At 68.1% G+C, this 14,804-nt stretch carries 14 protein-coding genes; 10 read left to right on the top strand and 4 right to left on the bottom strand.

Annotated elements, in window-relative coordinates; translation table 11 throughout:
- The first annotated feature begins 272 nt into the window (after positions 1-272).
- The 10 genes from ACPYOM_RS15480 (at position 273) to ACPYOM_RS15435 (ending at position 9,843) form a co-directional block, all read left to right on the top strand.
- The gene (locus tag ACPYOM_RS15480) at positions 273-1,286 is read left to right on the top strand and encodes a GlxA family transcriptional regulator (RefSeq protein ID WP_481346642.1); all 1,014 of its coding nucleotides are present in this window, start codon (positions 273-275) and stop codon (positions 1,284-1,286) included.
- A 219-nt stretch (positions 1,287-1,505) separates the two neighbouring features.
- Positions 1,506-2,006 carry an N-acetyltransferase family protein gene (locus ACPYOM_RS15475; protein WP_481346641.1) on the top strand — a complete coding sequence of 167 codons (501 nt, stop codon included), beginning with the start codon at positions 1,506-1,508 and terminating at the stop codon, positions 2,004-2,006.
- Positions 2,003-2,209, top strand: coding sequence for a hypothetical protein (locus ACPYOM_RS15470; protein ID WP_481346640.1), 207 nt, complete (start codon positions 2,003-2,005; stop codon positions 2,207-2,209). Before ACPYOM_RS15475 ends, ACPYOM_RS15470 begins: the two co-directional genes overlap by 4 nt.
- Before the next feature lie 347 nt (positions 2,210-2,556).
- Positions 2,557-3,582 carry an autoinducer 2 ABC transporter substrate-binding protein gene (locus tag ACPYOM_RS15465; RefSeq protein ID WP_481346639.1) on the top strand — a complete coding sequence of 342 codons (1,026 nt, stop codon included), beginning with the start codon at positions 2,557-2,559 and terminating at the stop codon, positions 3,580-3,582.
- Entirely contained in the window at positions 3,582-5,102 is a 1,521-nt protein-coding gene (locus ACPYOM_RS15460; RefSeq protein WP_481346638.1) for a sugar ABC transporter ATP-binding protein, read from the top strand. The genes ACPYOM_RS15465 and ACPYOM_RS15460 overlap by 1 nt, the downstream gene beginning before the upstream one ends.
- A 53-nt stretch (positions 5,103-5,155) precedes the next feature.
- Positions 5,156-6,076, top strand: a complete 921-nt coding sequence (locus ACPYOM_RS15455; RefSeq protein WP_481346637.1) for an ABC transporter permease — start codon at positions 5,156-5,158, stop codon at positions 6,074-6,076.
- Positions 6,073-7,038 carry an ABC transporter permease gene (locus tag ACPYOM_RS15450; protein WP_481346636.1) on the top strand — a complete coding sequence of 322 codons (966 nt, stop codon included), beginning with the start codon at positions 6,073-6,075 and terminating at the stop codon, positions 7,036-7,038. The genes ACPYOM_RS15455 and ACPYOM_RS15450 overlap by 4 nt, the downstream gene beginning before the upstream one ends.
- Positions 7,035-8,030 (top strand): carbohydrate kinase family protein, encoded by a 996-nt coding sequence (locus ACPYOM_RS15445; RefSeq protein ID WP_481346635.1) that lies wholly within the window; start codon positions 7,035-7,037, stop codon positions 8,028-8,030. Before ACPYOM_RS15450 ends, ACPYOM_RS15445 begins: the two co-directional genes overlap by 4 nt.
- Positions 8,027-9,094, top strand: a complete 1,068-nt coding sequence (locus tag ACPYOM_RS15440) for an ADP-ribosylglycohydrolase family protein (protein ID WP_481346634.1) — start codon at positions 8,027-8,029, stop codon at positions 9,092-9,094. The genes ACPYOM_RS15445 and ACPYOM_RS15440 overlap by 4 nt, the downstream gene beginning before the upstream one ends.
- Entirely contained in the window at positions 9,091-9,843 is a 753-nt protein-coding gene (locus tag ACPYOM_RS15435; RefSeq protein WP_481346633.1) for a GntR family transcriptional regulator, read from the top strand. Before ACPYOM_RS15440 ends, ACPYOM_RS15435 begins: the two co-directional genes overlap by 4 nt.
- 1,001 nt (positions 9,844-10,844) lie before the next feature.
- Here the strand turns inward: ACPYOM_RS15435 and ACPYOM_RS15430 are convergent.
- From ACPYOM_RS15430 to ACPYOM_RS15415, 4 genes are all read right to left on the bottom strand, one after another.
- The gene (locus ACPYOM_RS15430) at positions 10,845-11,159 is read right to left on the bottom strand and encodes a hypothetical protein (RefSeq protein WP_481346632.1); all 315 of its coding nucleotides are present in this window, start codon (positions 11,157-11,159) and stop codon (positions 10,845-10,847) included.
- A 256-nt stretch (positions 11,160-11,415) separates the two neighbouring features.
- Positions 11,416-12,519 carry a transaldolase gene (gene tal, locus ACPYOM_RS15425; protein WP_481346631.1) on the bottom strand — a complete coding sequence of 368 codons (1,104 nt, stop codon included), beginning with the start codon at positions 12,517-12,519 and terminating at the stop codon, positions 11,416-11,418.
- Between the two features lie 605 nt (positions 12,520-13,124).
- Positions 13,125-13,277: a hypothetical protein gene (locus tag ACPYOM_RS15420; protein ID WP_481346630.1), complete on the bottom strand. Its 153-nt coding sequence runs from the start codon at positions 13,275-13,277 to the stop codon at positions 13,125-13,127.
- A 777-nt stretch (positions 13,278-14,054) separates the two neighbouring features.
- Positions 14,055-14,555: a hypothetical protein gene (locus ACPYOM_RS15415; protein WP_481346629.1), complete on the bottom strand. Its 501-nt coding sequence runs from the start codon at positions 14,553-14,555 to the stop codon at positions 14,055-14,057.
- Between the last annotated feature and the right edge of the window lie 249 nt (positions 14,556-14,804).

Here is a 14,804-nt window from a genome sequence, read left to right as displayed (position 1 = left end):
GGCGAACCGGGTGAACCCCAGCGCCACGACCGGGCCGGCCGCCAAACCCAGCGCGACCCGGACCTCCGAGCCGAACCGGATCCCCGGACTCGTTTCAGAACTTGCCAGTGTCATCAAGACCTCCATGCAATGTGTTGCGGACCTTGGGTGCAACGCCGCCACCACCGCCCACAACGCAGACATCAGGACACACACCCAACACATCGGGACATCGGGGAACTGGTTCGGCCTTCGGTTTGTCCGAGGCGCTGTCAGGGGCCACGCTGTGCGCCATGTTCATCCAGCGAGCGCAGTCTCGGACCGTCGTTGTCGTGCTCTATCCGGGCGTTCGTCTGCTTGATGCCACTGGGCCAATCGAGGTCCTCACCGTTGCCAACGAGCATGGCGCGACCTACGAGGTGCTGACGGCGTCGGCCGATGGGCAGCCCGTGCGAGCCACTGGCGGACTCGAGCTGGGCGCAGACCTGGCATGGGCTGATGTGACGGATCCCTTTGACACGCTGGTCATTCCGGGAAGTCCGGACTGGAAGTCGACGACGACCGATGATGCACTGCTTGACGCCGTACAGCGGCTGACCCGGCTTGCTCGGCGCACCGCAGGCATTTGCGCGGGCACGTTTCCCCTTGCCGCGGCCGGCCTGCTGGATGGACGCAAGGCGGCGACACACTGGAGTCTGGCGGAGCTGTTGGCAACGCTCTATCCCGCGGTCGCCGTCGACGGCGACGCGATCTTCGTCAGGGACGGCAGCGTGATCACCTCTGCAGGGATCACGGCTGGTCTTGACCTCACGTTGGCGCTCGTGGAGGCCGACCATGGTCCAGACCTTGCCCGTCAGGTCGCCAAGCACCTGGTCATGTTCATGATGCGTCCGGGTGGTCAGTCGCAGTTCTCCGCCCGTGCTGAGATACCCCGGCCGAAGCAGCGTGTCCTTGACCGGCTGCTCGACTCGATCGTCGAGGCGCCGCACAAGGACCACACGTTGCAGGCGCTGGCCAGCCGGGCTGGGCTCAGCGCGCGCCACCTGACGCGCTTGTTCCGTTCTGAGCTCGGTATGAGTGCCTCCGCTGTGGTCGAGCAGATCCGGCTCGAGGCAGCCAAGGCGCACTTGGAGTCGACTGACGACAACCTCGAGGTGGTGGCACGTCTTTCCGGGTTCGGCAGCACGGAGACGATGCGCCGGGTGTTCCTGCGGCGCCAAGGGACCTCCCCGGGTGCCTACCGCGCCAGGCAGCGCACCACGGGAATCACCGAAGACCCGAATGTCTCGAACGAGGCACGCGCCTGATCCGCACTCCAGTGCGCCACCGTGCGCACGGGCCCGGCCGGCCGGCGGCCGGTGAGCGCGTCGGCCCGAATCGTGCCCGTGGTGGCCCGCAGGGGGCACGCCTGCGCGCTCTGGCTGAGGTTGGCTGGACTTCCATCAACCAGGCGGTCACGAGCAAGGCCACGCATCACGGCGCAGCCCGCAGACACCGCGACCGCCGTTCGCAGAAGTGTCAGACCGATGTGCCAGATCAGCATCACCCAGGTTCCGCCGACGGTGGCTGCCGCAGACCAGTTCTTCCTGGAAACCTCCCGCCACAGCCGTCGCGAGCGCTTTCACGCGACGGTCTCGAGCCTGCCCCTGGCAGAGCTCGAGGGCCTCGCGCAGGTTCGCACCGACCGGCTCAACGTCTACGGCTTCGAGCCGGGCAGCGGCGAGCTCGTGGGGGTCGCCTCCGCGGTCGTGTGGGCGCCACACGCAGCAGAAGTCGCCGTCTGGGTCGCGGACCGATGCCAGCAGCAGGGGCTCGGTACGGCGTTGACGCTGGCCCTGCGGGACCGACTCCCAGACGCGGACGTCACCGAGGTGTGGGCGTTCCTCGAGCCCTCGAACCCTGCGGCCCTGGCCCTGTGGTCGAAGGTGTTCTCTGACCCGCCCCTGGCGGCCTGCGATGTCACCGCCGAGTCCTGCGTGCGGGCAAGCGTCCGCACGCGCCGGCCGACGTCGGAGGGGAGGTCGTGATCATGTTGGCCCGGCTTCCCACTGCCGTTCAGACCCACGTCAGGCTTCGGCGGCTGCGCAACGAGATCGAGGAGGTCTCGGGCCCGTACAGCATCGCGCTGGAAGCGATGCGTCTGGAGATAAAGTCCCACTGGGAGTGCCTGTCTGACCTGGACCGCGAGCTGTACGACACGTATCTGCGACAGCACATGCTCGCGGCCTAGCCAGGTGGCCCTCACGCCCCGGCCGGTGCGGTCCGCTCGGGTCTCCACGGCCGCCGCTGGGCTCCCGTCGAGAGGTGGGCGCGAGCAGGCGCAGGCAGCGCAGTCGGTGCCACCGGCCCCGTCCCGGAAGCCCTCGAAAGGGGTCCGGCGCTCCGGGCGGGCCTCGTAGCGCCGGTGACGAACCCGAGCCCGACCAGCTGGTACAACTTCCGGCCACTTCCAGCCCGCCGCGTGCGCGGCACTCCCATCCGCCCACGAAGTTGTACCAACCACCCTTGAGACCTGTCCCAACCAGTCACTACTTTCCAGCAATCTCGCTTCCAGCTCGTCGTGAAAGAGGTTCCCCAATGAAGAGGTTCATCACGTCCACCACCGTCCTTCTTGCGGCGGTGCTCGCCACAGCTGCCTGCAGCACGGTCGGCACGAAATCGACTGGGGCCTCAACGGGCTCGTCCGGCGGGGGCAGCGGCACGAAGGTGGCCTTCCTTTCGCAGGTGGAGGGCATCCCGTACTTCGCGGGCTTCAAGAAGGGGGCGCAGGATGAGGCGGCCGCAATCGGCCTGTCCTACACGCAGGCGGGCCCCTCGACAGCCGACTCGGCCGAGCAGCTACGCATCTTCAACAGCCTGGTCCAGCAGGGTTTCAAGGCGATTGCCGTCTCGCCCCTGGACCCGGCGTCGATGAACAGCGCGATCAGCCAGGCCCGCGCCAAGGGCGTCGTCGTGATCACCTCCGACGCTGACGCGCCGCACAGCGAGCGTCAGCTGTTCGTCCAGCAGGCCACCGATGCGGCACTTGGCTCGGCTGCGATGGACGAGATCGGGAAGGCTGCCGCAGGCCAGGGAACGTACGGGATCGTCTCCGGGGCTCCCGACACGGACACCTTCAACAAGTGGATTGCGGCGATCACGGCCGAGAACAAGCAGAAGTTCCCGGGTATGAAGCTCGTCGGTGGAATCCGCTACACGACCACCTCGGCGCAGGCGCTGACCGAGGCGCAGAACCTGATGACGGCCAACCCTGACCTGAAGGGCCTGATTGCGGTGCCGAGCACTGCCGTTCCCGGTGTGGCTCAGGCCGTCAAGAACGCCGGCAAGGCCGGCGCGGTCGCGGTCACCGGGTTCGGGTCCCCGCAGACGGCCGCCCCGTTCCTCAAGAGCGGCGCCATGAACTCGACGGTGCTGTGGGACGTCCCGAAGCTGGGCGGGCTCACGGTGTGGGCGATGGACCAGGTCCTTAAGGGCAAGAAGCTGTCGGCGTCCGGCTCCATCGACGGTTACCCCGAAGCCAAGTACGACGACTCGACGAAGACGCTCGTTCTCGGCCCGCCGACCATCTTCACCAAGGACAACGTCGACCAGTTCAACTACTGATGAGCGCCCCGACTGTCCTTCGCGTCTCCGGCCTCTCCAAGGTCTTTGGCAGTACGCGTGCCCTCAGCGATGTCAGCTTCGAGCTGCACGCGGGCGAGCGTCTGGCTGTGCTGGGGGAGAACGGCGCCGGCAAGTCCACTTTGATGAAGATCCTTGCCGGGGTCTACCGCCCGGATGCGGGCAGCGTGGAGCTGGCTGGTGTGCCGTACCGGCCGAAGTCGCCGGCGCAGGCGGCGGCTTCCGGGGTCAGCATCGTGTTCCAGGAGCCGTCCTACTTTGCCCATCTGAGCGTGTTGGAGAACATGTTCATGGGCCGGGAGGTACTCGACCGGTTCGGCCAGATGGCATGGGGGCCGATGCGCGTCGCCGCGACTGACGCCTTCCGCGACCTGGAGCTGGACGTTCGCCTGCTGGAGCGTGACATGGGCTCGCTGAGCCTGGCCGAGCAGCAGATGGTCCTCATCGCTCGAGCTGTGAACGCCAACAGCAAGGTCCTCATCCTGGACGAGCCGACCTCCATCCTGACCGCCCGGGAGGCTGAACGACTGTTCACGGCCACTGACCGGCTCGTCGCAGCCGGCGTGGCAGTCCTCTACATCACGCATCGGCTCGATGAGCTGGCCCGGATCGCCGACCGGTTCCTGGTCCTGAAGGACGGAGCGCTCGTGGGAATGCTCGAGGCCAGTGCGGGCGACCACGCGCAGGTGATCGAGCTGATGAGCGGGCGGGCCATCGGCTCTGTGACGCCCAGGGAGCATCCCGACATCGGTGATGTCCTGCTCGAGCTCGAGCACCTGTCGAGCGGTTCACAGTTCGTCGATGTCAGCCTGCAGGTCCACGCCGGGGAAGTCCTGGGAATGTACGGGCTCGTCGGCGCCGGACGCACCGAGCTGGCCCTGACGGTGTTCGGTGACCAGCCAGCGACCGCGGGACGGATGAGCCTTGACGGGGCACCGTATGCCCCGCGCAGCTCCAAGGAGGCCATGGCCGCCGGCATCGCCTACCTGCCCGAGGACCGGCGCACCCAGGGTCTCTTCCCGTACATGTCGACCGCCGAGAACATCACCGCGTCCCTGCTGCGCCGGCACACCAGGGCCGGAGTGCTTGACCTTCGGGCTCTCAAGCGCCTGGCCCGTGACCAGATTGACACGCTGCGCATCAAGGTCAAGAGCCCTGATGACCCAGTGATGTCGCTCTCGGGTGGCCACCAGCAGAAGAGTCTGCTGGCCCGGTGGCTGGCGACACAGCCGAGGCTGGCCATCCTCGATGAGCCCACGCGGGGAATCGACGTCGGGACCAAGACAGAGATTCAGACGCAGATCATGGCGCTGGCCGACACCGGTGTCGCCGTTGTCGTCATCTCCAGCGAGCTGCCCGAGCTGCTGGCGGTCTCTGACCGCATCCTCGTCATGCGTGAAGGGCGCGTGCAGGCGCTGCTGAGCGCAGAGGACCGAACCGAGCGGGCAGTGCTTCGCGCCACCCTCGGCCTGCAGCCGACAGAGAGCCCGGTGATGACATGAGCGTGACGCTGCACCGCACCATCAGGCCTTCCCAGCTGCTGCGAGGTGGCCTGATGCCGGCCATGTTGACCGCCGAGGTCATCCTCTTCAGCGTCCTGTCGAGCCAGTTCCTCACACGTGGGAGCATTTCCGATCTTCTCGTCAACGCCGGAGACCTGGCCCTCGTCGCCGCCGGCCTCACCCTCGTCATCTTGCTCGGCGGCATCGACGTGTCGGTGGGCGCGATGCTTGGAGTGCTCAGCTGGGTCGCCGCGACACTGGTCAACACCGGCATGCACCCGTTGCTGGTCGTCGTGGTGACCGCGACCGGTGGCATCCTGATGGGCTGCCTCAACGGGCTCATCGTCGTCGTCGCGGGGGTGGCTCCCATCATCGCGACCCTGGGCATGTCGGCGGTCTACCAGACCGTGCTCTTCCTGCTGTGGAACAGCCGGGACCTGTTCTCGGGCCCTGTGACGCCCCTGCTGAGTGGGCAACCGTGGGCGGGAGTTCCGATGCTGATGCTGCCGGTGCTGCTGGTGTTCGCGCTGCTCTACTACACGCTGCGGATGCGCCGGTTCGGTCGGCACATCTACGCGGCCGGCAACGACCCGGTCGGCGCGCGCCTGCTGGGTGTGAACACCGCGCGGGTCACCTTCGGCGCGTACGCCGTGCTCGGTCTGCTCGTCGGGTTTGCCTCGCTGATCTACCTGGGCCGGGTCGGTGTCGTGCAGTCCAACAGCGGCTCCGAGCTCACTCTGGCCGCCATCGCTGCCGTCGTTGTCGGCGGTACCAGCGTCCTTGGCGGGCAAGGGGGAGTGCTGCGCACCCTCGGTGGTCTGCTGTTCATCGCAGTCCTGGAGAAGGGCGTCGTCCTGGTCGGCGTGCCGGCCCTGTGGAGCGGTGTCCTGGTCGGGGTTGCCGTCGCGCTCGCCGTGTCCATCGACGTCATCACCCGGCGCAACCTGGAGCGTCAGGCGGGAGCTCACTCGTGAAGCTGAACGCACTCTTTGACCGGCGAGCCTTCCTCGCCGTCCTTGTCATCGTCACGGGCGCTGTCATGGCCGCCCTGTCGCCGTACTTCCTCCAGCTGGACAACCTGCTCTCGATGACCCAGTACGGGGTCATCATCGGGCTGCTCGCGCTGGGCCAGTCCGTCGTGATCTTGGGCGGCGGTGGCGGAATCGACCTGTCCGTCGGGTCGACGCTGAGCCTCAGTGGCGTCCTCATGGGTCTTCTCACCGAGCAGGTCGGGATCAGTCCGTGGCTGGCTGCGGTCCTGGCCCTGGTCATCGGCGCTGTCCTGGGCGCCGTGAACGGCCTGCTGGTGGCGGGCATCGGTCTGCCACCGCTCATCGCGACCCTGAGCACGCTGTACTGCTACGGCGCCTTGGCGAACGTGGTCAGCGGCGGCAAGCAGTTCGGTGGGTTCGACCGAGATGGCTTCAGCATGCTCGGGCAGGGCGCCATCGCTGGCATCCCCGTCCAGGTGCTGCTCGTCCTGGTCCCTGTCTACCTGGTGGCCGGCTTGGCTCTGTGGCGGACCCGGCGTGGACGCGAGGTCTACCAGCTGGGCAGCAACGCCCGCGCAGCCTCGCTCGTCGGCAGCAACGTGCGCCGCACACGCTGGGGGCTGTATGTCATCTCGGGTGTCCTGGCGGCAACCGGTGCTGTCGTGACGAACTCGTGGCTGCTCACCTCACGCCCGTCCGCCGGGTTCGGCCTGGAGCTGCAGGCCATCACGATCGCCGTCCTGGGCGGCATCGACATCTTCGGCGGGCGTGGTCGGGTCAGCGGCGTCCTCATTGCGGTTGCCCTTGTTGTCGTCGTCAACAGCGGGTTGCAGCTGGCTGGGGTTGGCAGCACCGTCCAGGTCGGAGTGCTGGGCGCAATCCTCATCCTCAGCGTCGTGCTCAACCGGCTGGTGTCCGCACGTTCGAGGACGGTCACGGCATGAGCACGCGGGGTGGCAGCGACAGGCTGCTGGTCGCCGGCGACCTCAGCATCGACACGTACGTGCGTGTGCCGTTCTTCCCGGCCGCGGACCAGAAGGCGATCGGGGACCTGCTGGGCGTCTGGGGCGGGGGGATGGCAGCCAACTTCGCGGCCGCGGCCGCTGCTGCGGGCACCGACACCACGCTGATGACCTGCTACGGCACAGGGGACGAGGGCGGTCGCCTGCTGGCCGACCTCGCCCGATGCAAGGTCGATGTCACGCCGTCGCTCGGGTTGCCCGGGCGCACCTTCAGCTGTCTCATCCAGCTGGACGCAACCGGGGAGAAGTGCCTGGTCGGGGCCAACACCGGCATCAAGGTGCCAGACCCCACCGAGGTGGCGACGGCGCTCGGCGACGCCGACTACATCTACGCCCTTGCCGATGACATCGACTGGGCCGCCGAGGTCGCGACAGCGGCCGAAGCGGCTGGCGCGCGACTGGTGATCGACCTGGAACGCAGCGCGTTCCGCTCCGGCATCCGGCCCTGCTTGGACCTGGCCAGCCGTTCGGAGGTCGTGTTCACCAACGTCGACACGCTGCGCGAGGCCGGGCAGGGGCTGCCGCGTGGCCGTCTTGCTGCCGCGCTGGCCGACACCGAGCCGGGCGCGCTCGTGGTCACCCGGGGTGCTCGGGGAGCGGTTGCGCTCGCAGGCGGGAAGGCGTGGAAAGCCACGGCGCCAGGCGTCGCACCTGTTGACACCACTGGCGCCGGCGACGCGCACAACGGCACGTTCCTGGGGTCGTTGCTGTCCGGGGCGTCCGTTCCCGAGGCGTTGCAGTCGGCTGCTCTCGCAGCCGCCAGATGCATCAGTCACCTCGGAGCCCGCACCTATCTGACCGGCACGGCCTGCGGGCGCTCGCCCGGCTCCGACGAGCTGCCGACCGGCCCGGTGCCGCTGCACGTTCAGGTGACCACCACTCAGTTCGACCTCGAGATGACGGAGAAGACATGAACACCCAGCTCAGCCTGGAAGACCGGATCCATGGGTCCCTGGCGGCCGCCTGCATCGCAGACGCCCTCGGTGCACCGACTGAAGAGCGTTCGATTGCGGAGATACGTCAGCTGTTCGGCGGGCTCGTGACCCGGTTCTACCCGCCGCCGGTTGACTCCCCGTACGCCAAGGGTCGGCGGGCCGGGCAGGTCACCGACGACTCGAGCCAGATGGTGATGCTCAGTGAGGTCTTCATCGCCGGCGGCGGGGCGGTGACGCCAGAGGCGGTCGCAGCGATGATCCTGGAGTGGTCGACTCAGGAGCAGTACTACCCGCACTTCGCTGGACCGACGACGCGGCGAGCGATTGACCGGCTGCGCCAGGGTGAGGACCCGTGGGAGGTGGGCAAGGCTGGCCGCATCATGACCGAGGGCACCAGCAACGGTGGCGCGATGCGTGTGGCCCCGGCGGGTCTGGTCCATCCCGGTGACCCTGACGGGGCGGTCCACGCGGCGTTCCTCACCTGCGTCCCGAGCCACAACACCAACCTTGGTGTTGGCGGGGCAGGCGCGATTGCTGCTGCGGTCGCTGCGGCGGCTGGTGGAGCGGACATGTTCGAGGTCGTTCGAGCGGCGCGCGCAGGCGCCCGGCTCGGTGAGCGGTTGGGCGCGGAGCGGGGCCGGCTCGCTCCAGGTCCCAGCATCTCCAAGCGGATCGACATGGCTGTCGCTGCAGTGTTGGCCGCTGACACGCACGAGGAGGCGATCGAGGCGGTCGTATCGACGGTGGGCACTGGTCTGCCGGCTGCCGAGGCGTGCCCGGCAGCGGTCGCCTTCTTCGTCGCCGCAGGGGGGGATCCGTGGCTCACTGCTGTGCTGGCAGCCAACGCCGGCGGTGACTCCGATACGGTCGGCTGCATGGCTGCAGCGATTTCCGGGGCCTACGCCGGTATCGGTGCCGTGCCGGCCCCCATCTACGACGAGGTGCTCGACGCGAACGGGCTAGACCTGGAAGATCTGGCGGGCAGGCTGGCTGGGGTCGCCAACGTTGGCAGCGGTGCTGCGGCCGAAGACGCCGGGCGATGAGTCAACGCGGCGAGGAGGAGCCGCTCTACGGCAGGATCTCCGGACGGCTGCTTGCCCAGATTCACGCGGGCAAGTTCGGTGCGGGTGAGCAGTTGCCGAGTGAAGCGCAGTTGATGCGTCAGTTCGGTGTCAGCCGTAACACGGTACGAGCGGCCGTGCAGCAGCTGGCCGACTCAGGTCTGGTGACCCGTCGCCGCGGTTCTGGCACATATGTGTCCGGCGAGCCGGGCATTGCACACTCTCTGGGCTCTCTGCGCAGCCTCACCTCTGTCATCGCCGAGCTTGGTCTGGTGCCGGCGGTGCGGGACCTGCAGGTCGGCATCGACCCCTCGCCGTGCGCGGAGGCTGTCGGTTTCTTTCAGCGGGACCCGATCTGGTTCGTTTCCCGTACCGCCACAGCGTCCGGGCAGCCGTTTGCCGTGATGGACTCGTGGATTCCCGATGACGTCGGTCGGGCCCTGGACAAGGCAGCGTTGCAGGCGGACGGCTCGCTGTACGGAGCTATCGCTGCAACGAGCCGAGGCGCGGTGGCCGAGGCGACCGAGACCATCTCGGCCGAGGCGGCCTCGGCCCGCGAGGCTGCCGCACTGGACGTCGTGGAAGGGTCGCCGTTGATCGTCATCCGCCGGTTCACCATGGACCGGAATGGCCAACCCGTGGAGTACGGCAGGTCGGCTGCGCGCGGTGACCTCTACCGCTATCACATCAAGCTGCGTGCCTTACCTTCGCCGCGGCCGTTCAAGCCGTAGGCACGACCGCTGCGCTCGGACGCGCTCGTCGGGTAACTGGTTGGGCATGCTTCACCGGCCGGCATCGCGTGCCGGAAGAATCAACCCGGCTTCGGCTGGCCTTCACGCTCGGCTCCCTGCCGGGTAGGAGGCTCAGTCGGGGCGTGCACGGGCAAGGCGTGATGCTCACCTCGAGCTTCGGGAAGCCATGCGGCAGCCCGCCCATGTCCTGATCTGTGGGCTACGCGTCGCGTACGTGTGTATTCCAACGGCGTCCTCATGCGGTCTCCTAGTCCCTGTGAGGAAGCATCTCCCGGAAAGGGAACGGCTGAGCCGGACCGATGGACCTGGTCGTCAACGTCGGATTCCGCCGGCTTCCTGACACGACATCGTCCCGCCTGTCGGCTGTCCCCGCCTTCTCGGGCACCCGCGCGGCAACTCCCTCCGGTCCGGTGCAACCAGCCGAAGGGCCGGGACGAAGCAGACGTGGCCCGCCACTCCAACTCGCATTCGGGTGGCGGGCCACGGTCTGAGCACCTCCGGGTGAGGTCGAGCAACGGGCGAGAGCCTTTCCTGCACCTGACCGTGAAGCGGCACGCCCGCTCCGGGACGCAGACCCCTGGCCGGGGCGGACCGCACACACGCCGCCCGAGACGCCCCGGCCAGGCTACGTGTCCCATGGCGGTCGTCATCGACTCGCCCGGGCGTGACGTGTAGTGCTCTACACGTTTGGACGTGTGGCCTGTGTCGGCGAAGGCGGGAGGATTTCGGCTGGTTGCCGAGCTCGCGGTTCGAACGGGTTTGAGACGCCGCACGGCGAGTGAACTTCGTGTCTGGGTCGCGTAGCGTGGATGACCCGCGCTGGGGATGGTTGCGCGAGGGATCGGGGCGTGGACGCTGCCCGGTGTGGTGCGGCATCAGAGGCTGGTGGCTCGGTTGGACCCGAACAACATCCCGGCGGTCTGCCTGCCGGGGTGTGCCGGCGCGTCCCGGGTCGCGGACAACCTGCCTCCCAGGCGTGGTCAGGGCCCACCCTCCGGGCGCTGCGGGCCCTCGTCAGCCGCGTAGACGTTCTCCGGCAGGTCGTCAGGCAAGGCTCCATCGCCCCTGTGCGCCATTCCCCACCCCTGTGTCGTGATCGTGTCGATGGGCGGGCTGCCGATCAGATGTGACCGTTCCGCCCCCTCGGGGTGACGCTTGCGTTGTGCCACGGTTCCTTCGGGGTCCTTGTTCAGCGTGTCGGCCGTGCCACTGGGGCGGCTCAGCACGAAGACAGCTCCGCCGACGAACAGCGCCACGACGGTCACGATCAGCCCCAGCCCGATGATGTACGTCATGGCCTTCCCGATCTGCAGGGTCCCGGGAGGCGCGCGCCGGGATGCTGGTGCGGCCACGGCACCAGATCACTTCGTTGCGAGCATCTCGCTGGGAAGACCGTGAATGACCTACGGCGAAGTGTGGGCCGCTTCAGGGGTGCTCGGTACTCGAGGAGGAAGGGACCGCCGGGCAGTTGATGTTGGTGGACGCGGCGAGCACCGCCGGTGGCGCCAGTCACGGGAACGTGGTGGGCGCGGGCGTTCATGCGGTTACCCATCATCGTGATGTGAGGTTGTTGGCCACGACATCGGTGAGCGACTCCCAGGACCGGGCGAACTGCTGGATGCCGTCCTTCTCGAGACCAGACCAGACAGCGTTCAGGTCGATGCCGGCGTCGTGGGCCGCCGACAGCACCTGGGTCGCCCCCTCGATCTCCTGGGTTGTCACAGGGACGGGGGTGCCGTGGTCGATGAACGCGTCCAGGGTCGCTGCTGGCATCGTGTTGATGGCATCGGGTGTCACGAGCCGGTCGACGTACGTCGTGTCGGGGTAGCGGGGGTCTTTGGTGCCGGTGGATGCCCACAGGGGGCGCTGCACCTCGCCGCCCGCCGCGACTATCGTCTGCCACTGCTGGGTCAGCGCCTGCTGCTGGTAGATGCCGTAGGCGGCCCGGGCCGAGGCGACGCCTACCTGACCTTGCAGCTCTGCAGCCAGCTCCGGCTCGGGCAACTCCTGGAGCGCGGCGTCGACCGCGGTGTCGATGCGGGACACGAAGAATGAGGCCACGGACCTCAGCGTCTTCAGGTCCCGGCCGGCCGCGAGTGCGGCGCTCATTCCGTCACGTGCTGCATCGAGGACCTCGCGGTAGCGTCCCGGCGAGAAGATCAGCGTCACGTTGACGCTGATGCCCTCAGCAAGGCAGGCGGTGATGGCGCCCAAGCCTTCCCGCGTCGCTGGAATCTTCACGAACACGTTGGGGCGGTCTACGAGCCAGTGCAGCAGCCGGGCTGCCGCGAGGGTTCCGTCGGCGTCGTAGGCCAGGCTCGGGTCCACCTCGATCGAGACGAACCCGTCGTAGGCGGAAGTGCGCTCATAGATGGGCCTGAGCAGGTCTGCTGCTGCACGGACGTCCTGACTGGTCAGGACCCGCAGTGCCTCTGCGGGTCCGATGTGCTGGGCGCGGAGCTGTTCGATGGCCTGCTGGTACTCCGCGCCGGTGCTGATTGCGCGGGCGAAGATGGTCGGGTTCGTGGTCACTCCCACTAGGGCAGAGGAGGTGAGCCGCGCTTGCAGCGTGCCGTCGGTGAGTGCGCGACGTCGCAAGTCGTCGAGCCAGACGGAGACTCCGGCTTCGTTCAAGATGTCGAGCGGCTTGGTCATCGAGCTGTTCCTTTCGGCTGCCCGGGCGTGCCCTGCAGGAGGGGTTCGACTGCGGAGCACCCGTGGCTGTGGTCGGTGCTGGGTGGTTGTAGGCGCGGCCTTGGCGGGGCTTGTCGCGGGATGCCACGCCAGCCGAGACGAAGCGGGCATGGGCAAGGGGGGCGGACGTGGCCGTTGGGACGTGGGGCCGTGCGGGGACACTTGACCGTCCCATCGGCAGCGGCCGCGGGGCATGGGGCGGCGGGCCAAGCAGGGAGTGTTCGAGGCCGTCGTAGGCCTGGGTGGCGAGTCGCCGGGCAGTCGGCCCGACCCGCTGACCTGCTGACCCGCTGACCTGCTGACCCGCCGACCGGCCGACACATGACGGTGTCTAGGTGGTTGCCCTTCACGTGGCTTCGTGCGACCGGGGGCGATGGATGCCTGATGCCGCTCAGCGGCGGGTCAGTTCGCTTGGTAGGAGGCGGTTGCCGAGGCGTATGGCTGAAAGTCCCTGACCTGCAGCGACGCGCCGCCCCGGGCCGTTGAGCGTCGCTCAGTCTGAGTTGAGCCCAGTGCGCCGGCGGAAGGCGGAAGCACTCTCACTGTCATGCCGATGAGCGCGCGTCCTAGGGACGTGGTCGTCGTGCGCCGCGAACATCCTTGCTCTCCGGAGCTCTGGGCTTGATCAACCTGAACACGACGTATCCGAGAAGGCCGATCGCAGCCATCACCACCAACTGGGGCAGCACGAAGCCCATGAACAGCTCCAGGTACGTCATGGCAGTCCTCCTGTACGGCGGTGCGCCGACCATACCCGTCACCGTGCGCCTCTTGAGCGTTTCCGCAAATGCCGCAGGTCGGTCGAAACGTGCGTCCTATGTCGCCTCGCGTGGATACGCCGTACTTGAGGTTTGCCGGCTCCAGGTCGACTTCACACCCGGTAGGGCGAGTTCGCCTCAGGTGCCCAACCGGATTCGCAGGAAGGCAGTCCCGGCGAGCATGCGGCGGCGCAGATGGCGCAACTCGAGGGCGCTCCAGCGCGGGGTGTCCTGCGGGCACCTACCAGCCACGGGACGTTCGCTGCGGTGAGCTTGGCGTGGGTGGCGTCGGCGTGCGCCCTTCATCACCCCAAGGCGCCTCGACGCTCGCTGCGACGTCGCCGGCGAGGTTCCACAGGTCCAGCGCGGCGACCGGGTCCAGGCGCAGATGTTCTCCGTGCAGCCACGCGGGTACAGGCCGCCGGTCCAGCACCTCGGGCTCGGGTTGTCCTGCTCGGCGCCCGGCAGGTCGCGGGCTCGGACAGCGGCCAGGCAAGCCTCGAGGGTGGGCCACACAAGCGGCCGGCCACCCTCGATGGCAACGATGTCGCGGCCGTGCTCGTCCGGGCCCCACCACAGGTCGACCTCCCGATCGCGCAGGCGCACCGGCAGCGGGTAACGCTCAACGGGGTACCGCTGCCCGGCGCCGGGTGACGGGTGCTGTTTCGGCATCGGCTCATCTGCCCGAGAGCCAGCCCGGACAGCGCCGCCTCGTAGCGGCGTCCGCCAGCGCGACTCTCACACGTGGAGCACGGTTCGGGAGAACGCACCCAGCACGAAGGTGACCGCAAACGCTGTGACCGTGCTGGCGACCATCAAGGCCAGCTTGGCCCGCTGGGGCAGGCTGGACCGGACGACGCTCCTGTTGAGCTGGACCGCAAGCCACGTCGGAGGAAGGCTCCAGAACGGGTGGGCCAGCAGCAACGCCGGGACCGGTGCCACTGCCAACAGCCGCAGGCCGAGCGGCGCCTCCCAACCGGTCGAAAATGCCTGACCGTCGACGAGCAGCTTCTCAGTCCCAGGCAGCAGTCCGCCTCTCACCCGCGCCTCCACATTTCGCGGAATGCCCGGAAGGATGACGCGCCTGCGGAACTCGCTGGGCCGGTACCGCTGCCCCTCAACGAGGAAACCGAGGCCGCTCCAAAAAGAGAACACGCTCACGACGGGGCCGATCACACCGGGCGGCCGGCCCACCAGGAACGGCTCACTCAGGCGGCGCTGACGCACTTGGACATCCATGCCGCTCATGATGCCGGACCGCTGGCCAGGCACAGTCGAAGTCGCGAACAGCGCCCGGCGCTACCCGCGGCCCCCGGGCAGCATCAGGAATGCCGTGCGGACCTCCCTGACCTGCTGTCCCAGTTGCTCTTCCATCCATGATGAAAGGCAGCGCCCGTCGATTTACCGGACATGCCGCGGATGGCGCGTTCGATCGTCCGGGTTGAGGGCGTCGGTCTCATCCCGTCCTCGGTCGCCAGGAGCGGGCTG

This window comes from Monashia sp. HAY1-2A (assembly GCF_056755315.1).
This window is presented reverse-complemented; position numbering and strand designations above follow the sequence as displayed.

Bases quoted from the DNA above. Each gene is read 5' to 3' on its own strand.
- ACPYOM_RS15480 (WP_481346642.1), top strand. From the start codon at position 273: ATGTTCATCCAGCGAGCGCAGTCTCGGACCGTCGTTGTCGTGCTCTAT.
- ACPYOM_RS15475 (WP_481346641.1), top strand. From the start codon at position 1,506: ATGTGCCAGATCAGCATCACCCAGGTTCCGCCGACGGTGGCTGCCGCA.
- ACPYOM_RS15465 (WP_481346639.1), top strand. From the start codon at position 2,557: ATGAAGAGGTTCATCACGTCCACCACCGTCCTTCTTGCGGCGGTGCTC.
- ACPYOM_RS15460 (WP_481346638.1), top strand. From the start codon at position 3,582: ATGAGCGCCCCGACTGTCCTTCGCGTCTCCGGCCTCTCCAAGGTCTTT.
- ACPYOM_RS15455 (WP_481346637.1), top strand. From the start codon at position 5,156: ATGCCGGCCATGTTGACCGCCGAGGTCATCCTCTTCAGCGTCCTGTCG.
- ACPYOM_RS15445 (WP_481346635.1), top strand. From the start codon at position 7,035: ATGAGCACGCGGGGTGGCAGCGACAGGCTGCTGGTCGCCGGCGACCTC.
- ACPYOM_RS15440 (WP_481346634.1), top strand. From the start codon at position 8,027: ATGAACACCCAGCTCAGCCTGGAAGACCGGATCCATGGGTCCCTGGCG.
- ACPYOM_RS15435 (WP_481346633.1), top strand. From the start codon at position 9,091: ATGAGTCAACGCGGCGAGGAGGAGCCGCTCTACGGCAGGATCTCCGGA.
- ACPYOM_RS15430 (WP_481346632.1), bottom strand. From the start codon at position 11,159: ATGACGTACATCATCGGGCTGGGGCTGATCGTGACCGTCGTGGCGCTG.
- tal (WP_481346631.1), bottom strand. From the start codon at position 12,519: ATGACCAAGCCGCTCGACATCTTGAACGAAGCCGGAGTCTCCGTCTGG.
- ACPYOM_RS15420 (WP_481346630.1), bottom strand. From the start codon at position 13,277: ATGACGTACCTGGAGCTGTTCATGGGCTTCGTGCTGCCCCAGTTGGTG.
- ACPYOM_RS15415 (WP_481346629.1), bottom strand. From the start codon at position 14,555: ATGGATGTCCAAGTGCGTCAGCGCCGCCTGAGTGAGCCGTTCCTGGTG.